23 protein-coding genes and 2 pseudogenes are annotated in these 25,660 nt (G+C 65.1%); 10 read left to right on the top strand and 15 right to left on the bottom strand.

Annotated features, from left to right (window positions below; all coding sequences use genetic code 11):
* The first annotated feature begins 1 nt into the window (after position 1).
* Both CGZ88_RS00680 and CGZ88_RS00675 read left to right on the top strand, forming a co-directional pair.
* Positions 2-2,836 carry an ABC transporter permease gene (locus tag CGZ88_RS00680; RefSeq protein ID WP_101670859.1) on the top strand — a complete coding sequence of 945 codons (2,835 nt, stop codon included), beginning with the start codon at positions 2-4 and terminating at the stop codon, positions 2,834-2,836.
* A gap of 165 nt (positions 2,837-3,001) precedes the next feature.
* Positions 3,002-3,259, top strand: a complete 258-nt coding sequence (locus tag CGZ88_RS00675) for a DUF6725 family protein (protein WP_101671092.1) — start codon at positions 3,002-3,004, stop codon at positions 3,257-3,259.
* Between the two features lie 17 nt (positions 3,260-3,276).
* Here the strand turns inward: CGZ88_RS00675 and CGZ88_RS00670 are convergent, their stop codons facing one another.
* From CGZ88_RS00670 to typA, 4 genes are all read right to left on the bottom strand, one after another.
* The gene (locus CGZ88_RS00670; RefSeq protein ID WP_051198643.1) at positions 3,277-4,320 is read right to left on the bottom strand and encodes a prephenate dehydrogenase; all 1,044 of its coding nucleotides are present in this window, start codon (positions 4,318-4,320) and stop codon (positions 3,277-3,279) included.
* A gap of 50 nt (positions 4,321-4,370) precedes the next feature.
* The gene (locus CGZ88_RS00660) at positions 4,371-5,414 is read right to left on the bottom strand and encodes a prephenate dehydratase (RefSeq protein WP_101670858.1); all 1,044 of its coding nucleotides are present in this window, start codon (positions 5,412-5,414) and stop codon (positions 4,371-4,373) included.
* Complete coding sequence (locus CGZ88_RS00655; RefSeq protein WP_243390019.1) at positions 5,414-5,929, bottom strand: alcohol dehydrogenase; 516 nt, start codon at positions 5,927-5,929, stop codon at positions 5,414-5,416. The genes CGZ88_RS00660 and CGZ88_RS00655 overlap by 1 nt, the downstream gene beginning before the upstream one ends.
* 139 nt (positions 5,930-6,068) lie before the next feature.
* Positions 6,069-7,967 carry a translational GTPase TypA gene (typA, locus tag CGZ88_RS00650; RefSeq protein ID WP_231371441.1) on the bottom strand — a complete coding sequence of 633 codons (1,899 nt, stop codon included), beginning with the start codon at positions 7,965-7,967 and terminating at the stop codon, positions 6,069-6,071.
* Between typA and CGZ88_RS09060 the strand changes: the two genes are divergently transcribed.
* On the top strand, positions 7,908-8,057 hold the full coding sequence (locus CGZ88_RS09060) for a hypothetical protein (RefSeq protein WP_231371443.1): 150 nt from the start codon (positions 7,908-7,910) through the stop codon (positions 8,055-8,057). The genes typA and CGZ88_RS09060 overlap by 60 nt on opposite strands.
* A gap of 182 nt (positions 8,058-8,239) precedes the next feature.
* Here CGZ88_RS09060 and CGZ88_RS00645 read toward each other — a convergent pair whose 3' ends face one another.
* From CGZ88_RS00645 to CGZ88_RS00610, 8 genes are all read right to left on the bottom strand, one after another.
* Positions 8,240-9,646, bottom strand: coding sequence for an MFS transporter (locus tag CGZ88_RS00645; protein ID WP_026645139.1), 1,407 nt, complete (start codon positions 9,644-9,646; stop codon positions 8,240-8,242).
* Between the two features lie 126 nt (positions 9,647-9,772).
* Positions 9,773-10,594, bottom strand: coding sequence for an NUDIX hydrolase (locus CGZ88_RS00640; RefSeq protein ID WP_026645140.1), 822 nt, complete (start codon positions 10,592-10,594; stop codon positions 9,773-9,775).
* Positions 10,595-10,884: 290 nt separating this feature from the next.
* Positions 10,885-11,724, bottom strand: coding sequence for a ParA family protein (locus CGZ88_RS00635; RefSeq protein ID WP_026645141.1), 840 nt, complete (start codon positions 11,722-11,724; stop codon positions 10,885-10,887).
* Between the two features lie 106 nt (positions 11,725-11,830).
* Positions 11,831-12,754 (bottom strand): site-specific tyrosine recombinase XerD, encoded by a 924-nt coding sequence (gene xerD, locus CGZ88_RS00630; protein WP_026645142.1) that lies wholly within the window; start codon positions 12,752-12,754, stop codon positions 11,831-11,833.
* Positions 12,755-13,174: 420 nt separating this feature from the next.
* Positions 13,175-13,558, bottom strand: coding sequence for a 50S ribosomal protein L20 (gene rplT / locus CGZ88_RS00625; RefSeq protein WP_026645143.1), 384 nt, complete (start codon positions 13,556-13,558; stop codon positions 13,175-13,177).
* A 47-nt stretch (positions 13,559-13,605) separates the two neighbouring features.
* Positions 13,606-13,797: a 50S ribosomal protein L35 gene (gene rpmI, locus CGZ88_RS00620; protein ID WP_026645144.1), complete on the bottom strand. Its 192-nt coding sequence runs from the start codon at positions 13,795-13,797 to the stop codon at positions 13,606-13,608.
* Positions 13,798-13,814: 17 nt separating this feature from the next.
* On the bottom strand, positions 13,815-14,504 hold the full coding sequence (gene infC / locus CGZ88_RS00615) for a translation initiation factor IF-3 (RefSeq protein WP_101670857.1): 690 nt from the start codon (positions 14,502-14,504) through the stop codon (positions 13,815-13,817).
* Between the two features lie 279 nt (positions 14,505-14,783).
* Positions 14,784-16,418 (bottom strand): spermidine synthase, encoded by a 1,635-nt coding sequence (locus CGZ88_RS00610; protein ID WP_243390018.1) that lies wholly within the window; start codon positions 16,416-16,418, stop codon positions 14,784-14,786.
* 137 nt (positions 16,419-16,555) lie between these two features.
* Here CGZ88_RS00610 and CGZ88_RS00605 point away from each other — a divergent pair, with 137 nt between their 5' ends.
* The 3 genes from CGZ88_RS00605 (at position 16,556) to ybaK (ending at position 19,299) form a co-directional block, all read left to right on the top strand.
* Positions 16,556-17,311, top strand: coding sequence for a thiamine diphosphokinase (locus CGZ88_RS00605; RefSeq protein WP_243390017.1), 756 nt, complete (start codon positions 16,556-16,558; stop codon positions 17,309-17,311).
* Between the two features lie 195 nt (positions 17,312-17,506).
* On the top strand, positions 17,507-18,565 hold the full coding sequence (gap, locus tag CGZ88_RS00600) for a type I glyceraldehyde-3-phosphate dehydrogenase (protein ID WP_026645148.1): 1,059 nt from the start codon (positions 17,507-17,509) through the stop codon (positions 18,563-18,565).
* Between the two features lie 224 nt (positions 18,566-18,789).
* Positions 18,790-19,299, top strand: a complete 510-nt coding sequence (gene ybaK / locus CGZ88_RS00595; RefSeq protein ID WP_026645149.1) for a Cys-tRNA(Pro) deacylase — start codon at positions 18,790-18,792, stop codon at positions 19,297-19,299.
* 86 nt (positions 19,300-19,385) lie between these two features.
* Here ybaK and CGZ88_RS00590 read toward each other — a convergent pair whose 3' ends face one another.
* Positions 19,386-20,366 carry a 4-hydroxy-3-methylbut-2-enyl diphosphate reductase gene (locus CGZ88_RS00590; protein WP_026645150.1) on the bottom strand — a complete coding sequence of 327 codons (981 nt, stop codon included), beginning with the start codon at positions 20,364-20,366 and terminating at the stop codon, positions 19,386-19,388.
* Positions 20,367-20,553: 187 nt separating this feature from the next.
* Between CGZ88_RS00590 and CGZ88_RS00585 the strand changes: the two genes are divergently transcribed.
* Both CGZ88_RS00585 and CGZ88_RS09215 read left to right on the top strand, forming a co-directional pair.
* Positions 20,554-21,525 carry an aldose 1-epimerase family protein gene (locus CGZ88_RS00585; RefSeq protein ID WP_026645151.1) on the top strand — a complete coding sequence of 324 codons (972 nt, stop codon included), beginning with the start codon at positions 20,554-20,556 and terminating at the stop codon, positions 21,523-21,525.
* Between the two features lie 85 nt (positions 21,526-21,610).
* Positions 21,611-21,685 carry a 50S ribosomal protein bL37 gene (locus CGZ88_RS09215; protein WP_369803150.1) on the top strand — a complete coding sequence of 25 codons (75 nt, stop codon included), beginning with the start codon at positions 21,611-21,613 and terminating at the stop codon, positions 21,683-21,685.
* Between the two features lie 83 nt (positions 21,686-21,768).
* On the opposite strand, the pseudogene CGZ88_RS00580 reads toward CGZ88_RS09215, so the two are convergent.
* Positions 21,769-21,978 (bottom strand): annotated as a pseudogene (locus CGZ88_RS00580) (hypothetical protein); the annotation flags it as partial.
* Positions 21,979-22,052: 74 nt separating this feature from the next.
* On the bottom strand, positions 22,053-22,772 hold the full coding sequence (locus CGZ88_RS00575) for a sigma-70 family RNA polymerase sigma factor (protein WP_081664094.1): 720 nt from the start codon (positions 22,770-22,772) through the stop codon (positions 22,053-22,055).
* A gap of 167 nt (positions 22,773-22,939) precedes the next feature.
* On the opposite strand from CGZ88_RS00575, the gene CGZ88_RS00570 reads away from it, so the two are divergent.
* Both CGZ88_RS00570 and CGZ88_RS00565 read left to right on the top strand, forming a co-directional pair.
* A complete protein-coding gene (locus CGZ88_RS00570) occupies positions 22,940-24,469 on the top strand; it encodes a UDP-N-acetylmuramoyl-L-alanyl-D-glutamate--2,6-diaminopimelate ligase (protein WP_101670855.1) in 1,530 nt (509 codons plus the stop codon).
* Between the two features lie 136 nt (positions 24,470-24,605).
* Positions 24,606-25,598 (top strand): annotated as a pseudogene (locus tag CGZ88_RS00565) (lipid II:glycine glycyltransferase FemX); the annotation flags it as partial.
* Between the last annotated feature and the right edge of the window lie 62 nt (positions 25,599-25,660).

Below are 25,660 nucleotides of genomic sequence, written 5' to 3'. Positions count from 1 at the left end.
GATGTTCAAGATCGGACTCAGAGACACGAAGGCGCATTTCCGCCGTTTCATCATGTCGATCATCGCGATCGCGCTCGGCGTCGCGTTCGTCGTCGGCTCGTTCTGCTTCCGCGAGATGCTCAACGACCAGGTCGCGCAGATGATGGGCTCGAACTCGGACGCCGACGTCTATGTGCGCGGCGCGACCGAGCAGAAGAAGGAAAACGGAGGCAGCGTCACCAGCTACAACAGCACCTACAACGAGATCAGCACCGACGTCATCGCCGACATCGAGAAGGTCGACGGCGTCGTCAGCGCCGACGCGACGCACCAGCTGAGCAACGTCGTGCTGCTCGACCGCAACGGCGACGCGATGACGACGGTCGGCGCGCCGACGCTCGTCATCGGCGTCGACACCGACGACCCGTGGCGCTCGGTGCATTTCGTCTCCGGCGGTTACGCGAAGAGCGATGACCAGATCGCGCTGCTCGAGGACACCGCGAACAAGGCCGGACTCAGGACCGGCGACACGGCGACGGTCGTCATCGACGGCGAGGCGCACAAGATGAAAGTCTCGGGCGTCTTCACATCGCCGTCGACGCAGCTCGGCGCGATCCTGATCCTCGCGCGCCCGAGCTTCGTCGAGCATACGCTGCAGCAGGAGGGCGAGGACACATCGAGCGTCCAGTTCATCGGCGTCTACGGCGACAAGACGACGCCGCTCGACGAGGCGGCGCAGCAGCAGCTCGCTGACCGCATCAACAAGGAGCTGCCGAAGAGCGCCGACGCGCATGCCGTGACCGGCGATTCGGTGCGCGACGACGCGACGAAGAGCATTCAGGACCAGCTCGGCTTCATCCAGCCGCTGATTCTCATCTTCGCGGCGATCGCACTGTTCGTCGGCGCGTTCATCATCGCGAACACCTTCACGATGATCGTGCGCGAATCGATGCGCGGCTACGCGCTGCTGCGATCGGTCGGTGCCTCACCGACGCAGGTCTTCGCGAGCGTCCTCATCCAGGCCGTCATCCTCGGCCTCGTCGGCTCCGGCATCGGCGTGCTGCTCGGCTGGGGTCTGCTTGAACTGATCGCCAAGGGCATGACGAGCAGCGGCATGCCGCTGTCCGGATCGCCCGCCCCGTCGGCGACCGACGTCGTCATCGGCCTGATCGTCGGCGTCGTCGTGACGATCGCCGGCGCGACGCTGCCGGCGAAGACGGCCGCGACCGCTCCTCCGATCCAGGCGATGAACGAGACCGTCAATCCGGAAAAGCCGGTCAAGGCCCGCGGCTGGATCGGCATTGCGATGGTCGTCATCGGTGCCGCATGGTGGACGCTGTGCTATCTCGACGCCGACAAGCGCGTCGACTGGGCGTGGCTCAAGGACATGGGCTCCGGCTGGACGCTCGGCCTCGGCGCGGCGTTCATCATCATCGGCGCGATCGTGTGCGCGCCGGCCTTCGTCACACCGTCGGCGCACGTGCTCGGCTGGATCCCGACGAAGCTGTTCCCGGTCACCGGCAAGCTCGCAACACGCAACATCGGACGCGCGAAGCGACGCACGGCGAACACGGCGGCCGCGCTCTTCGTCGGCGTCGCAATCGTCAGCTGCCTCGGCGTCGTCGCCTCCTCGATGAAGACGTCGGTGAGCAACCTCGTCGACAACAACGTGAACGCCGACTATGTGGCGATGACGGCGAGCATGACGCAGCCGATTTCCGCGAAGGCCGTCGACGCGATCGAAAACACCAAGGGCGTCGGCGCTTCGTCGGCCGTGTACATGCTGCCGACGGTGACGGCGACGAACGCCAAGAAGGACGTCATGACGGCAGCGATCAAGACCGATCTGCTCACGAAGATCGCGCCGATCGAATCCCAGGAAGGCGACGCCGCGCAGGCGATCGAGCGAGGCGAGGCCGCGATCGGTCGGACGGTCGCCGATGACGAACACTGGACGATCGGCGACACGGTCGACCTCGAATCGAAGAACACATCGGTCGATGAGGAAGCCACGAAGCAGGCGTCCGAGGCGTACCAGCAGCAGATCGAGAAGCAGGCGACGGCGTTGCAGACCGAAGCGCAGCGTCTTGCGGCCGCCGGAGACGTCGCAGGTGCCCAGGCCAAGGCGAAGGAAGCCGAGAACGTCGTCAAGCAAGCGCAGAACGTCGATCCGAAGCAGTTCGTCAAGATGAAGACCGAGACGAAGAAGGCGCAGATCACGATCGGCGCGATCATCGACGACTCGCTGTATTCGGACAGCATCTTCATCTCGCTGCCGACAGCCGAAACGCTCACCGACAAGGACATGATGATGGTCACGCAGATGTATCTGCAGGCCAAGCCCGGCGCGGACGTCAAGCAGCTCGGCGAGGATCTGAAGAAGACCGTGAAGCCGTTCTACACGGTCTCGGTGCTCACGCGCGACGAGTTCAAGTCGTCGATGAGCTCGATGATCAACTCGATGCTTGCGATCATCTACGCGCTGCTCGCGCTGTCGATCGTCATCGCGATCTTCGGCATTGTCAACACGCTCGCGCTCAACGTGTCCGAACGCACGAAGGAGATCGGCCTGCTGCGCGCGATCGGCACGTCGAACGGACAGGTGCGCGGCATGCTTGCGATCGAGGCGGTCATCCTGTCGGTCTTCGGCACGATCGTCGGCATCATCGTCGGCGTCGCGGCGGGCGTCGTCATCCGTGCCGCCTACGAATCGCAGGGTCTGACGACGTTGGCGATCCCGTGGGATCAGCTTGTGCTGTTCCTCGTCGTCGCGATCCTCGTCGGTCTCGTCGCGAGCATCTCGCCGGCGCGGCGCGCGCTCAAGCAGCCGGTGCTCAACGCCGTCGCGAGCGAGTGAGCGCACGACTCCGCGATCCGAACAACGCAGGGCCCGGTTTCCGTATCGATACGGAAACCGGGCCCTGCCCGTTGCCGACGACGGCGTCTACAATCCACGTGATAGTCGGGCCTTCAGCCCTCCACTCCCCTGTTCTGCAGGGTTCTGCACGAAAGGCGCATGATGATGAGACTTCCCGAGCATATCCCCGCAGGCGCGCGCGTCGTCGTGCGACTGTACGCGGGGATCGACGAACACACCGGACGCATGCAGTACCGCGACGTCGTCGGCCATGTCCGCTCATGGGACGGTACGACGCTCGAGCTGACGCGCGACGCGGCCGCGAACGGATCGCGGCCGGCGCAGGACGTCAGCATTCGCCCCGAGCAGATCGCGATCCTCAAACCGGTGCCGGAACGTCCAGTCAGACAATCAATCGGATGATGAACTGGCGTTCGCAATCAGATGATGAACTGGCGTTCGGCGAGCGCGTGGTGGCCGGAGGTGAACCGCACGATGTGCTCGCCGCGCTTCGCCGACGCGAGCAAGTCGGCGCGCCAGTCGTCGGCGCTGACCTTCAGTGTCGTGAACACCGTCTGCGTCTCGCCGGTGACGGCCGCCTCACGCTGCTTCGCCTTGTAGTCGCGGTACGGCTGGCCTTCGGTGAAGAAACGGTGCAGCGCGGCCTTGTCGTCGTCATGCAGCGCGTCGGCGAAGGATTCGAGACGACGCGCCATGCTGCGCAGCAGCGTCTCGACGTTGCCGGCGTTCTCGACGATCATCGCCGCCGTGCGCTGCGGATCGGTCAATGCGACGCGCGTCATGTCGCGCCATGAGCCCGCGGACAGCGCCGCCGCGATATTGCGGTCGGGGTTGTCGGTCAGCTCGTTGATGAGCGCCGTCGAGACGACGTGCGGCATGTGCGAGATCAGTGAGGCGGCGCGGTCGTGCGTCTCGTCGTCGACGACGATCATCGTGTTGCGCAGGCCGCGCGTGATCATGCCGGCGACCTGCACGATGCGCGCGTAATCGGTGTGATGGTCGTAGGTGAGCGCCCACAGCGCGTTGTCGAAGATCGACGGATCGGCCGCCGCCCAGCCGGAACGTTCGTTGCCAGTCATCGGATGGGCGCCAACGTAGCAATCGGTGATGCCAGCGGCATGCACCTGCTCGCGCACGAGTCCCTTGACGGAGCCGACATCGGTGAGCGTCGTGCGCGTCGGGTCGATGATCGGCTTGATCGTCTCGAGGATCTTCGGCATCGCGACGAGCGGATTGCACAGCACGACGACGTCCGGATGCTCAGCGACGAGCTCTTCGAGACTGTCCTTGCAGTCGATTCCGGCGGCGCGCGCAGCCGCGTACGGGTGCGGACGGTGGTTCCACGCGCTCACCCACACGCCCGCCGAACGCAGGCGCAGCGCGAGCGAACCGCCGATCAGTCCAAGTCCGACAATCGCGATGTGCCGCGGGCATTCGATGCCCTCCGGGCCGATCGCCGGCATCGTCGCGGTCTCCTCGATCGTCGCGTCCGTCACCTCGACGGCTACCTCTTCTACCACAGCAGTTCCTTTCGCATCGTCGCATCATCGCTTGCAAGAGCAGACGATGCCCCGTTGGTCTCGATGGCGTTGGTCTCCATAGTGCATCGTACCCCGCCTTGCGGAAGCATCCACTCGTCCACTGGCGGATGCGGCCGCTCGCGGCGCGGATAGACGGCGAGCGTCTTGATCCAATCGCCGTGTTCGATGATTTCGACGAGCAGCGCGTGGAAGCGCGGCTCCCACGGCGCTGCGTCGAGCGTCGCGATGAAGCTGTAGGTGCCGTCGTGGCCTTTGATCGGCCGCGAGATGAAGCTCGTCATGTTAAGTCCGGCGTCGCGGATCGCGTCGAGCGCGTCGGCGAGGACGCCCGGACCGGTCGCCAACGGAATGAACGTGAGAATCGATTCGAATTCGGCGACGCCGCGCGCGCATGCGGCGTCGAGTTCGGCGCGCGCGTCGTCGCGGCGCGCGATGACGAGGAATTCGGTGCGCGCACCGTGGAAGTCCTCAACATGGCGCGCGACGCGGCGCAGTCCGTACAGCCGTCCGCAGATCTCGGGACCGAAGGCGATGCGACCGTCGATGAGGTCGCGACAGGCGGCCGCGTTCGACGCCGCCGGCACTTCGCGCAACCGATGCGACTGCGTAAAACGGCGGCATTGCGCCAATCCGTGCGGATGCGCCGACGCGCTCGTGCACATGCGGCACACGGCGTCGAGTTCGGATTCGCCATCGGCGCGCGAGCGCATCGCCTCGTCGTAGGTGGCTTGCGTGACGAATGCGCAGAAGGTCACGTCGACGCCGACGCGCGCAAAACCGGCGACGTCGGCGGCGTCGATGAGCATGTCGAGATTCGGCACGACGTAGCCTTCGACGTTGTTCTCCCAAGCGATGACGCCCCAGCCGCTCCCCTCACCGACGGCGCGCACGATCGAGGCGGCGTCGGCAAGCGGTTCGGGCGTGACGTCGCCGCCGAGCAGTCGTGCCGCCTCAAGCGCCGCCTGATGCGTGAAGGTGCCTTCCGGACCGAGATAGTACAGTCGCCGCGTGCCCATCACTCATCCTTTCCGCCGATGCGGAACCAGCGCGCCGGGCAGACGAGCAGCAGCACCTGAACGATGAGCGAACCGTAGAGCCAGATGTAGCCCACATGCTGCGACCACCATGGCATCGTCGTCGAATGGAAGCCGATCGGCAGCATCAGGTCGCCGCCGGGGCCGGGCATCGCAAGCCACCAGACGGTCAGATAGGAGACGCTCAGATGCAGCGCCAAGCCGAGGACGCCGCCGCGCGAGCGCGCGCACCATGCGGAGGCGCCGATGAGGATGAACGCGAGCACGAGACCGTAGGGGATGTTCGACGACGCGCCCATGCGGTGCGCGAGCGTGCCGAGCGCACCGGCAGCAATGGCGCTCAGCAGCGTGATGAGGCAGCGCACGAAGACGTTGCACCGGTGGCTCCACGGCACATCGGAACGGTGGGGCGCGGGGCGGCGCACGGCGGCATTCGGGATTGTGGAATCCGGCACCGTGGCATGCATGGCCGTCGGATTGGAGTCGGAGCTGCTCATAGCCACCCAGTGTAGGCGGACCGCGCGAAGACGAGGGGCAGGCGGCGGCCGATGCACTGCAGCCAATGAAAACGCAGCCGAGCCCGCGCTCGATGTGCGGACCCGGCTGCGTTGAGTCGACTGTGTCGTCAGCGACGAATCACTTCGCGTTCTGCGCGTTGTTGTTCGCGCGACGCTGCTTGGCGCGCCACTTGTACCAATCCTCGCGGTTGAGGATGATCTTGCGGATGCGGATCGACTCCGGCGTGACCTCGACGCACTCGTCCTCGTTCGCGAAGTCGAGCGACTCCTCGAGGCTCATCTTGATCGGCGGCGTCAGCGTCTCGAGGACGTCGGCGGTCGCCGAACGCATGTTCGTCATGTGCTTGGCGAGCGTGATGTTGACGTCGAGCTCGTCGGGCTTGTTGTTGACGCCGACGACCTGGCCTTCGTAGACCGGCGACTGCGGCTCGACAAAGAAGTTGCCGCGCGCCTGAAGGCGCTGCATCGCGTACGGCGTGGCGACGCCCTGACGGTCGGAGACCATCGAGCCGTTCTGGCGGGTGACGATCTGGCCGGCCCACGGCGCATAGCCTGCCGAAAGCGACGACGAGATACCGGTGCCGCGCGTCGCGCTCAGCAGCGCCGTGCGGAAGCCGATCAGGCCACGCGACGGCACCGTGAACTGCAGGCGGATCCAGCCGGAGCCGTGGTTGGACATCGATTCCATGCGGCCCTTGCGGTCGGCCATCAACTGCGTGACGGTGCCCATGTACTCCTCCGGAACGTCGATCGTCGTCGACTCCATCGGCTCGCACAGCTGTCCGTCGATCGTCTTCGTGACGACCTGCGGACGGCCAACGGTCAGCTCGTAGCCTTCGCGGCGCATCTGCTCGGCGAGGACGGCGAGCGCGAGTTCGCCGCGGCCCTGCACCTCCCACGCGTCCGGGCGATCGGTCGGCAGCACCTTGATCGAGACGTTGCCGATGAGCTCGCGGTCGAGGCGGTCCTTGATCATGCGGGCCGTCAGCTTGTGGTCCTTGCCTTCGGTGCCGGCAAGTGGCGAATCGTTCGTGCCGAAGGTCATCGAGATCGCCGGGTCGTCGACGTGGATGAGCGGCAGCGGGCGCGGATCGTTCGGGTCGACGATCGTCTCGCCGATCATGATGTCGTTGACGCCAGCGACGGCGACGATGTCGCCGGGGCCCGCCGACTCGACTGGCAGACGGTCGAGGCCCTGCGTGCGCAGCAGCTCGGAGACGCGGAAGTTCTCGATCGAGCCGTCGACGCGCGACAAGCCGTAGGTCTTGCCCTTCTCGAGGTTGCCGTTGTAGATGCGCACGAGACCGAGACGGCCGAGGAAGTCGGAGGAATCGATGTTCGCGACGTGGGCCTGCAGCGGTGCGTCCGGATCGTATTCCGGAGCCGGGATGTTCTTGATGATCGATTCGAAGAGCGGCTCGAGGTTGTCGTTGTTCGGCAGCTGGCCGTTCGCCGGCTCGTCGGTCGACGCATAGCCAGCCTTCGCGGCGCAGTAGATGACCGGCAGGTCGAGCAGCGAGTCGAGGTCGAGGTCGACGCCTTCCTCGATGACGTCCTGCGCGAGGCCGAGCAGCAGATCGGAGGCTTCGCCGACGACCTCGTCGATGCGCGCGTCGGGACGGTCGACCTTGTTGACGCACAGGATGACCGGCAGCTTCGCCTCGAGCGCCTTGCGCAGCACGAAACGGGTCTGAGGCAGCGGGCCTTCGGAGGCGTCGACGAGCAGTACGACACCGTCGACCATCGAGATGCCGCGTTCGACCTCGCCGCCGAAGTCGGCGTGGCCCGGGGTGTCGATGACGTTGATCGTGATGCCTTCGGGATGGCCGTACTTCTCGGCGAGCGGGCCGGTGTACTGCACGGCCGTGTTCTTCGCGAGGATCGTGATGCCCTTCTCACGCTCGAGGTCGTTGGAATCCATCACACGATCGGGAACTTCCTCGCGTTCGTTGAATACATGGGACTGCTGAAGCATTGCGTTGACGAGCGTGGTCTTGCCGTGGTCGACGTGAGCCACAATTGCCACATTACGAATATCGCCGCGAACCGCCATGAATGTTTTCTCCTAAAAACCATTGATTTCCTGCGTAACCGTGCCGAACCCTGATCAAGTTCACCATTCGTACACAAACCATCAACATGGTACGCGACGATGCTGACACGGCGCCGTCATGGACGCATATGGCGCACTCGGCACCCACCGCGGACGCACAAGGGTCCCCGACATCCCATCGGCCGCCCAAAGATGTGGATGGCTCGGGACGTCGGGGACCCCGGCATATGCGCTGATCAGTCGTCGAGTGTCGCGCCGGTCTTCTCCGGCAGGAAGAGCGCGGCGACGCAGGCCAGCACGAAGGCGACGGCGAAGACGACGAAGGCGACCGACTTGTCACCGCCGGCCATCGACAGGAACCACGGCACAAGCAGCGGCGCGATGATCGCCGCCACACGGCCGCAGGCGGCCGCGGCGCCCGAGGCCGCGCCGCGCAGACGCGTCGGGTAGATCTCCGGCGTGACCGCGTAGAGCACGCCCCACGCGCCGAGATTCGACGCCGACAGCAGCATACCGAAGGCGAGCACCTGCGTCACGTTCGCCGAACGCGAGAACAGGAACGCGGCAAGCGCGGAGACGGCGAGGAACACGCTCAGCGTGCGACGCCTGCCCCAGCGTTCGACGAGCCACGCGGCGAGGAAGTAGCCCGGCAGCTGCGCGAGCGAAATCGCCAACGTGTAGCCGAAGGACTTCGTCAGCGAGCCGAACTGGTCGGCGAGCAGGCTCGGCATCCATGTGAACGCGCCGTAATACGAGAAGTTGACGAAGAACCACGTGGCCCAGATCGCCACCGTCACGCCGAGGTACTTGCGGCCGAACAGCTCGCGCGTGCGGATCTTCGGCAGTTTGACGGCCTTGCGGCTCGCGACCGGCTCGACGCCGCTCGCCGATTCGAAGTAGCGCACCGAACGCTCGGCGTCCTCGTCGCGGCCCTGCGCCTCAAGGAAACGGACCGACTCGGGCAACTGGCGGCGTGCGACGATCGCGTAGAGCAGCGGCAGCGCGCCGATGAGCAGCGCCCAACGCCAGCCCCAATCGCCGGTGTTCGGGATGACGAAGTAGCCGATTGCGGCCGCGATGATCCAGCCGACGGCCCAGAACGATTCGAGCAGCACGGTGATGCGGCCGCGCTGTTTTGCCGGCGAGAACTCGGAGACGAGCGTCGAGGCGACCGGCAGTTCTGCGCCGAGGCCGAGGCCGATGACGAAGCGCGCGGCGAGCAGCATCGCGAGCGTCCACGAGAACGCCATCGCGCCGTTGGCGACGCCGAAGACGATCATCGTCGCCGTGAACACGGTCTTGCGTCCCCAACGGTCGGCGAACCAGCCGCCGAGCGCGGCGCCGATCGCCATGCCGATGAAGCCGATCGACAGCACCCACGACTTCTGCACAGCGTCGAGGTTGAAGTGGGGGTCGGCGGCGATTGCGGCGACGACGAAGGAGACGAGGCCGACATCCATCGCGTCGAACGCCCAGCCGATGCCGGAGGCGACGAGCAGCTTGCGGTGTGCGCGGTTGAACGGAAGCCTGTCGAGACGTTCGTTGCGCGTGAGCGGTTCGCTTTCGTTCGCGACGCGTTCACGCGGCGGCTGCGTGTTCGCGCCGCGCGAGGACACGCCGATTGGTCGTTCTGCAGCGGTCATTGGTACCTCCCATGGGCTGCGTTGATTGTGATTGTGATTGTGATTGTGGTGGTTCGAATGGTTCATTCGATGATTGATGTGACGGCTGCGGTGGTTCGGCGGCTGTCGTCTGGCACACGCCCGCGCTCACGGCCGCGCGGCGGTCGTCAGCGCCGCGAGCGCGCCCAGATGGTCGCGCGCGCCGGCATCGTCTGCCGTCGGCGATGCATCGACGATCCTCGACAGTTCGCCGGCATCGAAGCCCTGCGGCAGCGCGTCATCCGCCGGCGCATCGGCGTCGGCACGGAAACGGTAGAGCGCGGCCGGACGCTGACGGCCGACGCGGCGACGTTCGCCGGTTTCCTCGAGCATCCCCGATGCGAGCGTGCGTCGGCGGAAGTTGGCCAGATCGACCGGATGTCCTTCAATTGCCTCGCTCACGGCGTGCAGTTCGCGCAGCGTGAAGGTCTCGCCGACGAGCTCGCGCACGACCTTGGGCATGTCGAGACGATGCCGCAGCCGCCAGATCGCATAGTCGACGATGCGGCGATGGTCGAAGGCGAGTTCGGGAAGCGCGTCCTCGGCGAACCACGCCACGTTGTGCCGCGGCTCGAGCGAAGCGACATCCACCTGCCCAACGAGCGCCCAGTAGCAGATCGAGACCATCGGCACTCCCCCGCGCGAACGCTCGGGGTCGCCGAAGGTGTACAGCTGCTCGAGGTAGCCCGGATGCAGGTCGGTTGTCGAGGCGAGCGTCTCGTAGGCGGAACGTTCGAGCGAACGACCCGCCTTGAGCGGGCCGCCCGGCAGCGCCCACGCGCCGCGAAACGGCTCGCGCACGCGGCGCACGAGCGGCAGCCACAGCCGGCGGCGTTCGCCGTCGTCGGCCGGGCCGAGGGCGAGGATGACCGAGGTGACGCCCACCTGGGGCGCCTCGTCGCGGCGTTCGCTGACATTGCCGATGCCCATCGTCCACGCTCCTCCACCGTCGTTGCCGCACGCGGTCTGCCATATGCGATTCGCATGTGCGGTTTCCATCTACGCGGCGAACGAATCGCCATCCGCGTTGTGTCATCGTCAGCATAGCACTTATAGTCAACATGACTATAAGTGCTGACCATATAGTGGTCCACGATGATCGGTGCTCCCCTGCACTCCCCATACACGAACGCAGGCCCCGCGCCCGCGATCGTCTCGTGGGCACGGGGCCTGCATGTCGCCGAGGTAACAGCCGCCGAGGCCGCCGCGACCGCAGCCGCTTACGCGATGATCCCCTTCGCGATGAGCTCGCGCGCGACCTCCCGGTATTCGCGCGCCGTCTTGTGGTTGTGCGCGTAATAGGTGATCGGCGCTGCCGCGACGTTCGCGTCGGGCAGCTTGATCGAGCGTGAGATGACCGAATGGAACACCTTGTCGCCGAAGGCCTCGTAGATGCGCTGCACGACCTCGTCGCAGTGCAGCGTATGCGTGTACATCGTCACGAGCACGCCGAAGACCTCGAGCCCGGGGTTGATGCGCGCCTGCACCTTCTCGATCGACTGCATGAGCAGCGCCACGCCGCGCAACGCGAAAAACTCGGCAGCCACCGGGATGATGACGCCGTCCGCCGCCGTCAGCGCGTTGACGGTGAGCAGACCGAGCGACGGCTGGCAGTCGATGATGATCGCGTCGTACTCCTTGATGACCGGACGCAGCACGCTCGCGAGGATCTGCTCGCGTCCCACTTCGGTCACGAGCTGCACTTCGGCGGCCGACAGGTCGATGTTCGCCGGGATGATGTCGAGTCCGGCGAACTTCGTCGGCTGGATGATGTCGTGCACGTCGACCTTCGGGTCGAACAACGCCGTGTAGATCGTGTTGTCGAGCACGTTCGCGTTGATGCCGAGCCCCACCGTCGCCGCGCCTTGCGGGTCGAAGTCGACGATGAGCACGCGCCTGCCGTACTGTGCGAGCGCGCCGGCGATGTTGATCGAGCTCGTCGTCTTGCCTACGCCGCCCTTCTGGTTGCACATGGCGATGACCCGCGCCGGACCGTGCTGCTGCAACGGCTCGGGTACCGGGAAGGTCTCGTATTCTCGTCCAAGCAAATCCGTAGGCATACCGCTCACTTTATCAGGTCATGCATGTGCCGACGCCGCCGGCGCATCGGTGACGTCCTGTCTTTACTAAATGTTCAGTGTACCGCTTCGTACGCACCGCAATCGGCTATTTGGCGCGTGGATGAGCGGTGATATACGTTTCGATGAGCGCTTCGGGGCTGATATGCGTGTAGATCTGCGTCGTCTTGACCGACGCGTGCCCGAGCAGCTCCTGCACGGTACGCACATCCGCGCCGCCCTGGATGAGGTGTGTCGCGAACGAATGCCGCAGCGTGTGCGGGTGCAACGGACGCGTGATATGTGCACGTTCGCCTGCGCGGCGGATGATCTCCCACACCGACTGCCGCGACAGGCGACGCCCGCGCAGATTGAGGAAGGTCGCGCGCAGTTCCGGCGCACTCTTCGCGCGTTCCTGCAACGGCGTGCGGCCGTACTTCAAGTAGTCGGTCAGCGCGTCGCGCGCATAGTCGCCGAAGGGCACGAGCCGCTGCTTGTCGCCTTTGCCGGTCAGGCGCACGACCTGCTCGTCGAAGTCGAAATCGTCGAGATTCGTGCCGACGGCTTCGCTGACGCGGCAGCCGGTCGCGTACATGAACTCGAGCAGCGCGTCGTCGCGCAGTCCGGCCGCGTCGTCCGTGCTTGCAGGGCGCGCCGCCTTGAGCAGTGCGGTGACCTCGTCGACGTCGAGGACGTCCGGCAGCGCCGACCCGGCCTTCGGCGCCTTCACCTGCTGCGAGATGTCGTCGTCGACGAGATGCTCGCCGAGCATGAACCGGTGGAACATGTGCACGCTCGCCAAATGCCGCGCGCGGGTCGCCGAGCTTTGCCCGTCGATAGCGAGCGACTGCATGAACGCCTCGACGTGCAGCGACGTGATCGCGCGCGCGTCGTCGACGCCGTGCCTGTCAAGCCACAGCAGATAGCGGTCGAGATCGCGTTCATAGGCTTCGACGGTGGCTTTCGCGAGTCCGCGTTCGACGTCGATCGTCGCAAGGAACTTCGATTCCGCCATCCGCAGCCCATTCGCCATCCCCATCCTCCTTCGCCCTCCGATCCGCGTACGCCCGGTCGTCATCTATCCGCCGATACCATATATATCTACATATATCTACTACTACATCTGCCACCGCCGCGTCTACCACGGCAGTCCGTAGCAGACGCGGCGGTCCATGATTGACTTCAACCACCGACCACCATCTACAGCGCCCGCAACGGCAGTCCATGATTGACCTCAACCACCGACTGCCATCTACAGCATCCAACACGGCAGTATGTGATTGGCTTCAACCACTTGACTACCATCGACTACCACTGACTACCACCGATACGAAGAGCCGAACCCGGCACAGGGCTGGGTTCGGCTCTTCACCACCGATATATCGGTGTGTCATCTCTGTGGGCGATGCCCCGATCCGCCATCGGGCGGACGGAACGTCACTCGTCCGTCGGCTCAGGCGGCGACCGGAGCGTTGACGTCCTCGGGCAGCGCGGCCTTCGCCTGCTCGACGATCGTCTTAAACGTATCCGGATCGTTCACGGCGAGGTCGGCGAGCGCACGGCGGTCGAGCTCGATGCCGGCGAGGCGCAGGCCCTGGATGAAGCGGTTGTAGGTGATGCCCTCGTTACGCACGGCGATGTTGATGCGCTGGATCCACAGCTTGCGGAAGTCGCCCTTGCGCGCCTTGCGGTCACGGTAGTTGTAGTTGAAGGAGTGCAGCAGCTGTTCCTTCGCCTTGCGGTACAGGCGGGAACGCTGGCCACGGTAGCCCGAGGCCCTTTCGAGAACTGTACGACGCTTCTTGTGGGCGTTCACTGCGCGCTTGACACGTGCCATTGTTGTTCCTCAGCTTTCTTTCTTGAAACGATCTCGACTTGCCGGTCTCAGCCCAGCAGGCCCTTCATCTTCTTGGCCTGCGACGTCGGCAGAACGGAGTCGCGCTTCAGTTCGCGGCGCTTGTGAGCGGACTTGTGCTCGAGGTTGTGGCGCATGCCGCAGCCAGCGTGCATGAGCTTACCGGAACCCGTCACACGAACGCGCTTGGCGGCCGCGGTCTTTGTCTTCATCTTCGGCATTGCTGCCCTCCTTGTTGTTACTTCGTTGCTGAAGTCTCGGTTGCTTCGGCGACGACGGCTTGTGCTTCCTTCGCCTCCTGGGCCTTGGCCTCCTGCTTGGCGGCGAGGCGTGCGGCCTGACGCGCCTGACGTTCGGCGCGGGATTCCGCACCGCGACGGCGCTGCTCGGACTGCGTGTGCACCTTCTTGCCCTTCGGGGCGAGGGTCATGATGATGTTGCGGCCCTCCTGCTTCGGCGCGGATTCGATCGTTCCCGATTCCGCGACCTCGTCGGCAAGGCGCTGCAGCAGCTCGACGCCGCCGATGGGGCGCGATTGTTCGCGTCCGCGCAGCATGATCGTGACCTTGACCTTGTCGCCGCCGTTGAGGAAGCGCTCGACATGGCCCTTCTTGACCTCAAAGTCGTGCTCGTCGATCTTGAGGCGGAAACGGATCTCCTTGATTTCCGCGGTGCTCTGGTTGCGGCGCGCTTCGCGCTGCTTGATCTTCTCGTTGTACTTGAACTTGCCGTAGTCGATCAGCTTGGCAACCGGAGGCTTCGCGTTGGGTGCCACCTCGACGAGATCGAGGTTCGCTTCCTTCGCCAGGCTCAGTGCGACGGAAGTCGCGATGACTCCCACCTGCTCGCCGTTCGGTCCGATAAGGCGCACCTGTGAGACGCGAATCTCGTCGTTAATGCGTGGTTCGTCGCTAATGATGACTCCAATCCTATGGTTTCCTGCAGCGGTCGCCCATCCGCGCCGTCATCATCTCCGATTCACAGGCATCATGGAACATCGCCGAAAATCGACCATTTGTTCCTGCCGCGCGACGCCGTGCGGACATGCCGTCCGTCGGTCGCGTGCAACGCCCCTGCCGCAATGCATGCAGCGCAGGCCGTGCCTATGACCCGAAGTCATGATGGACTTCCAGGTGGGTTTCCCGCTTTCTTGATTTCTCAAGCCTTGTTGAGTATAGCACAGCCCCCGACAACAGCCATCCGCGTGTCAGCGCACTTCGCGCAGCAGTCCCCCGATACCCTCGTCGCGCAGGATCTGCCGGTATGGGCCTGCCTGTTCGGCGATGATGCCGTCGATCGCGCGCATGCCGAGCACTTCCACGGGCGCTTTGTCGTCGGTGAGCACCACTGGCCGCCGCCCCACATGCACCGGTTCGAACACCGGATCGACCTGATCGACCGCGCGGTCGAGGGCCGTGTTCCCCGCGCGCATCGCCGCGATCCGCTGGCGGATGGACGGCGACGACGCCGAGCCGCGCTTGAGCGCGAACAGCTCGCGGTTCGTGGTATGCGGCACATCCGCCGTCACGAGGTTCGACTCGCCGAACACGCTCGCGATCGTGTCGGTGAGCGCCTCGTTGATCGACCCTTCGCCGTCGCTGATCATGTTCATGTTGACGACCATGACGCCGCCGTCGTTGAGATGCTCATGCACGAGCGCGAAGAACTCCTTCGAGCTCATCTGGAACGGGATTGTGATGTCCTGATACGCGTCGACCATGATCACGTCGAACCGCTCGTGGCTCGCCGCAAGCCATGCGCGCCCGTCGTAGATGGCCACGCCGATGTCAGCCGGCTCGTCGAAATACGTGTTCGCCAGCTGGGTGATCTTGCTGTCGATCTCGACGCCCGTCACCGTCGTCCCCGGCGAATACTTGCGCAAGGCGCGCGCATATGTGCCAGTGCCCATGCCCAGGATCAGCGCGGAGTCGGCATGCTCGGCGATCGCGGGCGCGGCGAGCGCGACGTCGTAATACATGCCGGTGGGTTCGTTGCTCTTCATCGTCACCGACTGCACACCGAAGAGCACGTTCGTGGAGAGGATCGTACGGTCGGGCATATCCTGCACCTGCAGGTAGTTGTACATCGATTCACCCTCATACGCGAGCGTGCGCTTGTCCATCCAGAACGCGAAGCCGGTGAGCGGCGAGCACACCGCGGACGCCGCGAACACGACCACACTGACCGCGCACGCCACGCGGTGCACCTGTGCGGACAGGAAGTAGGTGACGGGCAGCGCCAGCAGCAGCCCGGAGAACACGAGGAATGTGACGAACGTGCCGACGGCCGGGATGGTGACGAAGGTGGGTAGGAATGTGCCGAGGATCGAACCGACCGTGTTGCAGGCGGATAGCCGCCCCACGACCGACGCGTTGTCTTCGAGCGAATCGGTCGCGAATTTGTTGAGCGCCGGCGTCACCGTACCCAGCAGGAACAGCGGCGGCACGAAGATGACCATGCAGCAGACGAACGCGGCGATCGTCAGGAAGTTCGTGGACACGGTCACGATGAGCGCGCCGGAGACGAGCATCACAATATATTTGCCCACAAGCGGGATCAGCGCGATCCACACGGCCGCCACGAGCACGCGCATGTACATGCGGTCCGGGTCGGGGTCGCGGTCCGCCCACCTGCCGCCGAACACCGCGCCCAACGCGAGCGCTATCATGATCGTGCCGATGATGATCGTCCACACGATCTGCGAACTCGAGAAATACGGCGCGAGCAGGCGCTGGGCGCCGAGTTCGGCCGCCATGACGGCCATGCCCGAGACGAACTCGGTGACATACAGAAACACCTTCGACGCGAGGATCGGCCGCTTCACGCCCTCGGCACCGCTCACTTCCCTGCGACTCCTCCCACTGCGCGCCCGGCGCGCGTTCATTGCGCGGCGCGGCAAGTACATATACATACGGTACGGTGGCTTATACAGTACGCAACATGCACTGCGCAAGCCAACACACAACCCAAGGAGCGGCCATGGCACCGGTACGGACGGCGCGCACACCCCTGCCCACCTGCGTGGTATTCGCGGCCGGCGAGTACTACCGCGAGCCGATTGACGTGCCACCCGGCACATTCGTCGTCGCCGCGGACGGCGGCTACGACCACGCGCGCGAGCTCGGCGTGCAGGTGGACGCCGTGGTCGGCGACCTCGACTCGGTCCACAGCGCGCGCAGCGCGATCGGCGCCGAGACCGTGGCGCTGCCGCCGCAGAAGGACGACCCCGACCTGCTGAGCGCGCTGAAGATCGGATGGGCGCACGGCGGCCGCGCGTTCCACATCTACGGCGGATTGGGCGGGCGCGTCGACCACACGATCTCCAACATTCAACAGCTCGCGTTCATCGCCGCGCACGGCGGCATCGCGTTCCTGCACGGTGCCGGGCAGATCGTGACCGCCATATGCGACGCGGCGCTCACGTTCCCCGCGCACCCCGTGCACGGCACGCAGTACATCTCCGTGTTCGCGCACAGCGACGAGGCGCGCGGCGTCGACGAGCGCGGGCTCGCGTACGAACTGCATGACGCGACGATGACGAACCTGCAGGTCAACGGCCTGAGCAACGAATTCGTGGACGGGCTCGTCGCCGAGGTGCGTGTGCGCAAGGGACTGCTGACCGTCGTGTTCGACGCCGCCGCACCGTTGCCCACGCTCGTAGGTGCGCCTGCGGCGGCCGAGACGCTTGGCGCGCCTTCCACCCATGTGAGCGCGGCGCTCGCGGATCGCGGATAGTTGCGCTCACAGCGCATGATTGCCGACGGCGTGGGCTGAGGACCGTTCAATGCAACCGTTCGCAACCAATTCCAACGGTTTTCGACGCGCAGGGCGGCCGCCTTGGTCAAGCAACGCCACTAGAATGGGGCACGTTGGTTAACCACGCCGGCGGGCGTTCATTGGCCGCCGGCTGTTCCCCAAGGGAGAAACTACATGACAGTTAAGATTGGTATCAACGGCTTCGGCCGCATCGGCCGCCTCGCGTTCCGCCGCATCTTCGAGCTGCAGGAGAAGGGCGGCGAAGCCGCCGACATCGAGGTCACCGCGATCAACGATCTGACCTCGCCGGCTGCTCTCGCCTACCTGCTCAAGTACGACAGCACCCACGGCGTCTTCAAGCACGTCGACGGCACCCCGGTCGACGTCAAGGCCACCGACACCGCCATCGTCGTCGATGGCAAGGAATACCCGGTCTACGCTGAGCGCGACGCGCGCGACCTCAAGTGGGTCGCCAACGACGGCGTCGAGTTCGTGCTCGAGTGCACCGGCTTCTACACCTCCGCCGAGAAGTCCCAGGCCCACCTGGACGCCGGCGCCAAGAAGGTCCTCATCTCCGCCCCGGCGAAGGACGAGACCACCCCGACCGTCGTCTTCGGCGTCAACCACGACATCCTCAAGAAGGACGACAACATCGTCTCCGCAGGCTCCTGCACGACCAACTCGATGGCCGCGATGGTCAAGCTGCTCAACGACAAGTGGGGCATCAAGGCCGGCTTCATGACGACGATCCACGCCTACACCGGCACCCAGATGATCCTCGACGGCCCGCGCGGCAACAAGAGCGGCCGTGCACTGCGCGCCGCCGCGATCAACACGATCCCGCATTCGACCGGCGCCGCGAAGGCGATCGGCAAGGTCGTCCCGGAGGTCAACGGCAAGCTGCAGGGCCACGCCCAGCGCGTGCAGGTCCCGGATGGCTCGATCACCGAGCTGTTCACCGTCCTCGGCAAGGACGCGACCGTCGACGAGATCAACGCCGCGTTCAAGGACGCGTTCGAGGATTGCGCCTACTACGGCTACAACGATGACGAGATCGTCTCCGGCGACATCGTCGGCGACACCCACGGTGGCGTCTTCGATCCGACGCAGACCGACGTCAACACCGTCGACGGCGTGACGATGGCCCGCACCGTTGCCTTCTACGACAACGAGTACGGCTTCACGTCGAACATGGTGCGCACGCTCGAGTACTTCGCCGAGATCTCCGAGTGAGCGACGGGCGGCGTCGCCGCGGCGGCCCGCTCATCCGCGACCCATCAACTGATGAATGATTCTGTTGAATGACGTCGCATGACTCATCGAGGTGGCCCCAACCGAAAGGATGGGGCCACCTCTGTTTGTATGGACGTCGAGAGTTTCGCTGGCGACGACAGCGCAGTCAACCCGCGCATTTCGCCACGCGCATCGGCATCGACGCCGCTCCTATACTGGTGCGCATGGGCAAAAAGAAGCAGAAGGCGGCCGCGACGCCGGCGATCGCGCAACTGGAACAGGCGGGAATCGCGTTCACGGTACACGAATATGAACACAGCAACAACGACACCGACGGCTACGGGTTGGAGGCCGCCAGGAAGCTCGGCTACGACGAACGGCAGGTGTTCAAGACGCTGATGGCGGACACCGGCGACGAACGCGTCATCGGCGTCGTGCCGGTCAACGGGCATATGAGCCTCAAGGAGCTCGCGCACGCCGTCGACGCGAAGAAGGCGGAGATGGCCGACCCCAAGGTCGCGATGCGCGAAAGCGGCTACGTCGTCGGCGGCATCTCCCCACTCGGGCAGAAGACGCGGCACAAGACCGTGCTCGACGCCTCGGCGATGGACTTCGACGTCATCCTCGTCTCCGGCGGCAAACGCGGCCTGAGCCTCGGCGTCGACCCGCACGACCTCGTCGCCGTGCTCGGCGCGACCGTCGCGCCAATCGGCACGACGAACAAATCGTACTGAGCTGATCATTCGACCGAGCTGACCGTCCGACTGAGCTGACCGTGCCACCGCAAGCTACAACGTGCGCACGCGGCGCAGACGTCCGCTCACCGCTGCGCGCGCAGCTCCTTCGGCAGCACGAAGTGCATGTTCTCGCGGATCGTTTCGACGGTGTCGACTTCGCTGAAGCCAAGCCCGCGCAGCCGTTCGACGACACCGGCGACGAGTTCGTCGGGGACGGACGCGCCCGAGGAGACGCCGACCGTGTCGACGCCATCGAACCATGCCGGATCCATTTCGGCGGCGTCGTCGACGCGATGCGCTTCACCGCGCGCGCCGAGCGCCTCGTTCGCGACCTCCATCAGCCGCACCGAGTTCGACGAGTTCGCCGAACCGACGACGACCATGCAGTCCGCCTGCTGCGCAACGAGCTTGACGGCCTCCTGCCGATTCGACGTCGCATAGCAGATGTCCGAGCTCGGCGGCAGTTCGATCCACGGGAAGCGCCGCTGCAGCGCGGCTATGACGTCCGCCGTCTCGTCGACGCTGAGCGTTGTCTGCGTGAGCAGCACGAGCTTCGTGTCCGGCGTGAACTCAAGCTTGTCGACGTCGGCGGCGTGCTCGATCAGATGGACATGCTCCGGTGACTCGCCGACGACGCCGACGGCCTCGTCGTGGCCGTCGTGCCCGATATAGACGATCTCGTATCCTTCACGCACGAAGCGCAGCACCTCGCGGTGCACCTTGCCCACGAGCGGGCACGTCGCATCGACGACGGCGAGCGCGCGCCGGTCCGCCTCACGCTGCACGGCCGGCGATACGCCGTGCGCCGAAAAGACGACCGGGATGCCGGCGGCCGCGGCCTCGTCTGGGATCTCGTCGAGCTCCTCGACGAACACGGCGCCGCGCGCGGCGAGCTGTTCGACGACATGCCGGTTGTGCACGATCTGCCGACGCACGTAGACTGGCGGCAGCCCGTCGGGACGCGGCCCGTGCGAGGCCTTGAGGATTGTGTCGACCGTCTGAATCGCGCGGTCCACCCCCGCGCAGAATCCGCGCGGATTCGCCAGAATGATACGTCGTGCCATGTTCGCCCTCCCTGTTGCGACCGGCTTTCCACGATAGCAAACGATATGCACGCCGACCATGGGCGCCCCGACCACAGATATGCACACTCATAGGCGGCGGCGACTATGATAACTCGATGAACTAACCACCTCCGGAGTGCAGGCGGACACGGATCCGCCGCGCACCTGGCAACCAATGGAGCATGCCATGTCCCTGACGACGTCTTTGTCCCCAACCTCCGATCTGCCGCCGCGCACCGGCGACCAGTACACGATCGAGCACGGCCGCTACCGCGCCGTCATCGCCGAACTCGGCGCGACGCTGCGCGTCCTGACCTGCGATGGCGTGCACGTGACCGTCCCGCTCGGCGCGGACGACATCGCCGCGTGCTGCCAGGGGCAGCTGCTCATCCCCTTCCCCAACCGCATCGCCTCCGGCCGCTACACCTTCGACGGCGTCGACTATCAGCTGCCGATCAACGAACCCGACCGTGACAACGCGATCCACGGCTTCGCGAAGGACCAGTACTGGCGTCTCGAACGGCTCACCGAATGCGAGGCGACGCTGTCATGGCGCATGCCGCCGGTCGCCTACTACCCCTTCGACCTGTTCGTCACCGCGACCTACACGCTCGACGACGACGGTCTGCACATCCTCGTGCGCGCGCACAACCGCTCGAGGCACGCGGCGCCGTGGGCGTTGGCGATCCACCCGTGGATCGCCAACGGCTTCGACGGCTACGGCGACGAGATCGACGCGCACAACGCGCAATGCACGCTCGAAGTGGACGCCGACACCCATGTGCAGGTCAACGAACGACTCATCCCCGTGGGCACTGAATCGGTCGACGGCACGAAATTCGACTTCCGCGTGCCGCGCGCGCTCGACGAACAGCCGTACGACGACGCGCTCACCGACGTCCACCACGACGCGGCCGGCATCGCGACGGCGACGCTGACGAGGCCGGACGGCAGCCGCGTCGCAATCAGCGGCGACGAGACAATCACATCGTTCCAGATCTGCACCGGCACCGGCTTCCCCGCCGAGATCCGCCCCGCCGGCGTCGCCGTCGAGCCGCAGACGGCGTACGCGAACGCGTTCAACACCGGCATCGACCTGATCCGCATCGAGCCGGCGCAAGTGAGCGCGACGCGCATGTCCATCGGCATGCGCGACTGAACAGTGCGCCACGTCGGCACGCCATGCGATAATCCTGTAGGCTAATCAAGGCTAGCATTGATTGTTCTATCCAAAGGAGTCCATCATGGGAATGCGCGGACGTAAGCGTAAGGCTCGTCGTAAAAAGGCTGCGAACCACGGCAAAAGGCCAAATGCCTGATTCACCGACTTCGGCCTGAACAACGCGAAAGCCCCTTGGGAATCTTGGTTCCCAAGGGGCTTTTTCCGTATTCGAGCGCCGTCTCACTGCCCGTCGGCGCCCGGATGGTGCACGACGGCGTGCGTGACGACCGTATGCGTCACATGCGCGTGACCGCAGCACGCGTCCAGCGTCATCCTGAGCTTCTCGTAGAGGCATTCGGGAGCCTCCTCGGGACGCAGCACCGCACGCATCGCGCGAATCATCATCTGCTCATAGCGATCGCAGCAGGTGTCCGGATCGAAGCAATCGCCGCCGACCGCTTCCTTGTTCGCTTCGTTCATCTCGTCGTTTCCCAGTCGTTCCTGTCCGGGCCGTTCATCCGCGTTCATCGCGCACCGCCCTTCGTCGTCATATCGTCCACGAGTTCGTGGTCGCTATCAGATTCAACGGCCTTCGACGCCCTTTTATTTCCGCTGACGACGGCGACGACGTCCGCGGCCGGTTTGCGGCCGCGCCGACGCGTCGGCTTCGCGCCATCCGAGACCTTGCCGTAGCCGCGCGCCGCCGCGTATTCGGCGAGCTCCTTGCGCAGCTGCGTGCGCGCACGGTTGAGGCGGCTCATGACGGTGCCGATCTTGATGCCCTGCTCGTCGGCGACCTGCTGATACGACTTGCCGTCGATCGCCGCATCGATGAACACTTGCCGACGTTCCTCGGGCAGCTTGTTGAGCGCCGCCATGATCTCCTCGGGCGCGAAGGCCTCGAGATACTCCTGCTCCGCCGAGCGCAGACCCTGCGAGGCATGTTCGGAGGCGGCGTAGATGTCCCAGTCGTCGTATTCGCCGGTCGAATCGTTCGCCCGCTGCGGACGGCGCTTCGCCTTCGCGTACTGGTTGAAGAAGGCGTTGCGCTCGATCGTCGTCATCCACGCCTCGAAGTTCGATCCCGGCTTGAACGAGTCGAAGGCCTTGAAGCCGCGTTCGAAGGTGTCCTGGACGAGATCCTGCGCATCCTCCGGATTGTTGGTGAATTTCATCGCCTGACGGTAGAGCGCGTTGACGGCGGGCATCGCGAGCTTCTCGAAGCGCGCGCGCTTGGCCTCCATCGTCTCGGCTTTCGTCTCTTGTTCGCTCACGCCTCCCATTGTACGCAAGTCCCTCCGCTCAAGCCCACGGCGTTACGTGCCCGGCCACGTGCGCCGACGAGTCGATGCAACCCGCGCGGTAGAATGCATGGACGACATCACCAGGTACCTCAAGGAGCGCACGAGCCATGACGTTGACATTGCAATCCGCAGCCGCACTGCTGAGCGAGCACGATCTGCTGCGGGAGATCATCACACCGGACCGCTGGACCGATTTCGCGTCCACGATCCCCGACTCCGACGTCCCCTTCGCGCACATCACCTACGACTCCAAGCAGATCAAGCCGCGCACACTCATGTGCTGCAAAGGCAACTTCAAAGCCGAATACCTCGCCGGCGGCGACGAGGCCGGCATGGCCGCATACGTCGCCGAACACGACTACAGCGACGTCACCCACGCGCCCGGCCTCATCGTCGACGACGCGACGAAGGCGCTCAGCCTGCTCTCCCAGGCCTTCTACGACTATCCGGAACGCGAGCTCAAGCTCATCGGCGTCACCGGCACGAAAGGCAAGACGACGACCTCGTACTTCACGCACGCGATCATCAACGCGATGAGCGGCAACAAGTGCGCGCTGTTCTCGTCGGTCGACAACTGCGTAGACGGCGTGCACTACGTCGAATCCGACCTGACGACGCCCGAATCGCTCGACGCGGCGCGCATGATGCGCGAAGCGGTCGACAACGGCATGCGCTACCTCGTCATGGAGGTCTCCTCGCAGGCGTACAAAGTCAACCGCGTCTACGGCCTGACCTTCGACGCCGCCGCGTTCCTCAACATCTCCCCCGACCACATCAGCCCGATCGAACACCCCTCCTTCGAGGACTACCTGTACTGCAAACGCCAGATCGTACGCAACACGCGCGCGCTCGTGCTCGGCGTGCCCGGCGACTACACCGACCTCGTCGCCGAGGACGCGACGATCGCGCACGTGCCCGTCACGACCTTCTCAATCGACGAGGCCGTCGCCGACGTCACCGCGCAGCCGGTCGACGACACGCACACGACCTTCGCGTTCACCGAAGGCCAGCCACTCGGCGAACTGAGCCTCGCCATCGAAGGCGACTTCAATTACGCGAACGCCTGCGCGGCGCTCGCGCTCGCGCAGATCGTCGGCATCGACATCCACGATCCGCGTGCGCTCGCGTCGATGGCGCACGTGCGCATCTCGGGAAGGATGGAGGAATCGACCGATCCGCATTCGAACACGGTCGCCATCGTCGACTACGCGCACAACTACGCATCCGTCAACGCGCTGCTCGACTTCGTGACACGCAAATACGGCGCGCGCCATCCGCGCATCACGCTGCTGACCGGGTCGGCGGGAGACAAGGCGCTCGACCGCCGCCGCGAGATCGTCGAAGCCGCGCAGGACCGCGTGCAGCGTTTCGTCTTCACGACCGAGGACACGAACGAGGAGGATCCGATGGCGATCGCCGAGGAGATGCTCGGCGATGTGACGAATCCAGACGTCGACGCGTCGATCATCATCGACCGTCCCACCGCCGTCGAGGACATCGTCGCCGAAGCGCGCGACCACGACGGCTTCGACGTGCTGCTGCTCATCGGCAAGGGCGACGAACGCTGGATCAAGATGCACAACAAGCATGTGCCGTACGAGGGCGACTCGGCGATTATCAGGCGTCTGTTCAGCTGAACGCGCCGGACGCACAGCATCGCGCGGGGCGCGTCGCAATCACGGACGCAGTGCAATCACGAACGCATGGAATCGCACAAACGCATGGAATCGCGCGAACGCATAGAATAGGGACGCCAAGGAACGAAAGGACATCATGATCACGATCGAACGCGTCAGCCCTCAGACGATGGAACGCGAGGCCGACGCCAACGGCATCGAACTGCCGATCGAGCAGACGTCGGTATGGGCGGATTTCCAAGCCGGCGTCGAGGGACGCACGCCGTGGGGATGCCTGATCATCCGCGACGGCAACGACGTCGTCGCCGTCGTCTCACTGATCGACATGCAAACGCACGGCTACCACTATCTGCGCTCGATGCACGGGCCGGTCTGGAAAAGCAAGCCCGACGAGCGGCTCGAACAGCAGGTCATCGCCGAACTCGTCGACTTCGTCAGGACGCATGACAAGCACGTCGCGTTCCTGCGCATCGACACATGGACGGACAAGGGCACCTACCCGGTGCTTTCGACGGTCCCGTACAACGAGACGGTCGTGCTCGACATCACCGGCGGCGACGAGGAGCTCCTCGCGCGCATGAAGAAGCGCGGCAGGCGCGACGTGCGCAAGGCGCTGCGCGAATCGCCAGCGGTGTGCGCCGACGAAACCGAGATCGCGACGAAGGACTTCACCGACTACTACGCGGTCATGGTGGAGACGGCACGGCGCGACGGCTTCACGCCGGCGCCGATGAGCGACTATACGGACATGATCAAGGCGCTCGGCCCCGAGCATTGCCGCGTGTTCGGCGCACGCATCGACGGCAAGGTCGTCGCCTGGACAATCGTCACATTGCAGGGCAAGACCGGCGTGTATTACTATGCGTCGATGCTCACGTCCGTCAAGCGCGATCATGTGCCGGACAAGCTGCTGTACACGGTCGCCTGCGAACTCGGGCGCATGGGTTACGAGAGACTCGACCTGATGGGTATCGGCAACGATTTCGCGCCGTCGCTCAAGTCCCTCAACGCGTTCAAGACGAAGTTCGCCGAGGAGACGACGACGATCGCCGCCGGCCGCGACGTGCCGATCAAGAAGACCTTCTACAAGTCGCTGCGCCTCCTCCAGGATGTACGCCGCGCGCTGAAGCCGAAGGTGCACGGCAACGCGGAAAAAGAGCAGCAGCGCGAATCCGCGCAGAAGGCGGCGCA

The sequence above is a fragment of the Bifidobacterium anseris genome, from assembly GCF_002860345.1.
Classification (GTDB): Bacteria; Actinomycetota; Actinomycetes; order Actinomycetales; family Bifidobacteriaceae; genus Bifidobacterium; species Bifidobacterium anseris.
This window is presented reverse-complemented; position numbering and strand designations above follow the sequence as displayed.

Coding starts and splice junctions, on each gene's coding strand:
- CGZ88_RS00680 (WP_101670859.1), top strand. CDS start 2: ATGTTCAAGATCGGACTCAGAGACACGAAGGCGCATTTCCGCCGTTTC.
- CGZ88_RS00675 (WP_101671092.1), top strand. CDS start 3,002: ATGAGACTTCCCGAGCATATCCCCGCAGGCGCGCGCGTCGTCGTGCGA.
- CGZ88_RS00670 (WP_051198643.1), bottom strand. CDS start 4,320: ATGCCGGCGATCGGCCCGGAGGGCATCGAATGCCCGCGGCACATCGCG.
- CGZ88_RS00660 (WP_101670858.1), bottom strand. CDS start 5,414: ATGGGCACGCGGCGACTGTACTATCTCGGTCCGGAAGGCACCTTCACG.
- CGZ88_RS00655 (WP_243390019.1), bottom strand. CDS start 5,929: ATGAGCAGCTCCGACTCCAATCCGACGGCCATGCATGCCACGGTGCCG.
- CGZ88_RS09060 (WP_231371443.1), top strand. CDS start 7,908: ATGGGACTGCTGAAGCATTGCGTTGACGAGCGTGGTCTTGCCGTGGTC.
- CGZ88_RS00645 (WP_026645139.1), bottom strand. CDS start 9,646: ATGACCGCTGCAGAACGACCAATCGGCGTGTCCTCGCGCGGCGCGAAC.
- CGZ88_RS00640 (WP_026645140.1), bottom strand. CDS start 10,594: ATGGGCATCGGCAATGTCAGCGAACGCCGCGACGAGGCGCCCCAGGTG.
- CGZ88_RS00635 (WP_026645141.1), bottom strand. CDS start 11,724: ATGCCTACGGATTTGCTTGGACGAGAATACGAGACCTTCCCGGTACCC.
- xerD (WP_026645142.1), bottom strand. CDS start 12,754: ATGGCGAATGGGCTGCGGATGGCGGAATCGAAGTTCCTTGCGACGATC.
- rplT (WP_026645143.1), bottom strand. CDS start 13,558: ATGGCACGTGTCAAGCGCGCAGTGAACGCCCACAAGAAGCGTCGTACA.
- rpmI (WP_026645144.1), bottom strand. CDS start 13,797: ATGCCGAAGATGAAGACAAAGACCGCGGCCGCCAAGCGCGTTCGTGTG.
- CGZ88_RS00605 (WP_243390017.1), top strand. CDS start 16,556: ATGGCACCGGTACGGACGGCGCGCACACCCCTGCCCACCTGCGTGGTA.
- gap (WP_026645148.1), top strand. CDS start 17,507: ATGACAGTTAAGATTGGTATCAACGGCTTCGGCCGCATCGGCCGCCTC.
- ybaK (WP_026645149.1), top strand. CDS start 18,790: ATGGGCAAAAAGAAGCAGAAGGCGGCCGCGACGCCGGCGATCGCGCAA.
- CGZ88_RS00590 (WP_026645150.1), bottom strand. CDS start 20,366: ATGGCACGACGTATCATTCTGGCGAATCCGCGCGGATTCTGCGCGGGG.
- CGZ88_RS00585 (WP_026645151.1), top strand. CDS start 20,554: ATGTCCCTGACGACGTCTTTGTCCCCAACCTCCGATCTGCCGCCGCGC.
- CGZ88_RS00575 (WP_081664094.1), bottom strand. CDS start 22,772: ATGGAGGCCAAGCGCGCGCGCTTCGAGAAGCTCGCGATGCCCGCCGTC.
- CGZ88_RS00570 (WP_101670855.1), top strand. CDS start 22,940: ATGACGTTGACATTGCAATCCGCAGCCGCACTGCTGAGCGAGCACGAT.